Source organism: Acrocarpospora phusangensis, from assembly GCF_016862995.1.
Taxonomy (GTDB): domain Bacteria; phylum Actinomycetota; class Actinomycetes; order Streptosporangiales; family Streptosporangiaceae; genus Acrocarpospora; species Acrocarpospora phusangensis.
The window spans coordinates 1-1,165 of record NZ_BOOA01000204.1 but is presented as its reverse complement, the minus strand read 5'-3'; the positions used below and the strand labels follow the sequence as shown (position 1 = coordinate 1,165).

General features: G+C 69.7%; 1 protein-coding gene and 1 pseudogene. Both read right to left on the bottom strand.

Annotation, left to right across the window (positions count from 1 at the left end; all coding sequences use genetic code 11):
• Positions 1–23: 23 nt before the first annotated feature.
• Positions 24–605: pseudogene (locus tag Aph01nite_RS40930) on the bottom strand (IS5 family transposase); the annotation flags it as partial.
• Positions 491–1,078, bottom strand: a complete 588-nt coding sequence (locus tag Aph01nite_RS42400) for a transposase (RefSeq protein WP_275419373.1) — start codon at positions 1,076–1,078, stop codon at positions 491–493. The pseudogene Aph01nite_RS40930 and the gene Aph01nite_RS42400, both read right to left, overlap by 115 nt.
• Between the last annotated feature and the right edge of the window lie 87 nt (positions 1,079–1,165).

Sequence of the window (1,165 nt, the reverse complement as noted above, 5' to 3'; positions counted from 1 at the left end):
CTAGGAGCTGTTCGGAGTTCGGATCATGTGGTTGAGGTGAGGAGTTTCAGCCACATGATCGAGCCCCGGAGGTGAAGTCCGGCCTCGTAGCTTTCCGGGGCTTTGTCGTAGCGGGTGGCTAACCCACGCCAGGTCTTGATCTTCTGGAAGCAGCGTTCGACGGTGTTGCGCTGCTGGTAGCGCTCCGGATCGAAGCCGACGGGCCGACCGCCGGCTGAACCCTTCTTCTTCCGATTGGTGGCCTGATCGGTCTTTTCCGGGATGACCGCCGTGATCCGGCGGCGGCGCAGATAAGCACGGTTGGCCTTAGAGGAGTAGGCCTTGTCCGCGGCCACCGCCTCGGGGCGGGTCCGCGGCCGGCCCACCGGACCGGGGACGCGGATCTTGTCCAGGACGGTGATGAACCGCGGGCAGTCAGCGGCCTGCCCGGGCGTGAGCACCAAGACCAGCGGCAACCCGGCGGCATCGACCGCGGCATGGACCTTGCTGCTCAGCCCGCCCCGGGATCGGCCGAGCTCGGCCGCGGTCGCCCGGGCCTTGCGGCGTCGCCGAGTACCGGCACGATCCCGGCCCGGCGACGCATCCCCGCCGTCCGCATCCCCGCCGCCCACGCCGCCCCCGCCGTCGCCGCCGGTACCGTCGGTGCCGGGCCTGACCTGCGGCGCATCACCCGCAGTACCGGCGGCTGCTCCGGCAGCGGAGCCCCCTTTTCCTCGGTCAGCGCCTGCTCCAGCGCGTCCAGGGTCTCCCCGGCGATCGCCAGCCCGGACGACTCCTGATGCGCCCGCACGATCGTGGAGTCCACGCTGACCAACTCCAATCCGACCTGCCCGCGCGAGGCGGCCTCGGCGATCAGCGCGTCCATCAGCCCCTGGAACACCCCGGCCTTGGCCCAGCCGCTGAACCGGGAGTAGAGCGTGGACCAAGGCCCGTAGCGTTCCGGCACGTCACGCCAGCCGGACCCGGTGCGGAACCGCCACAAGATCCCGTTGAACTGATCACGCACCCGCCGTGGCAGCGGCCCGGTAGCCGCCACCGGCAGATGCGGCTCGATCAACGCCCATTCGGCATCGGTCACATCGAAACGCGCCACATCCGGGTTCTACCAGCCACGGCCAGCCCACCACCGGGCCTTACCAAGATCCGAACCCCGAACAGCTCCTAA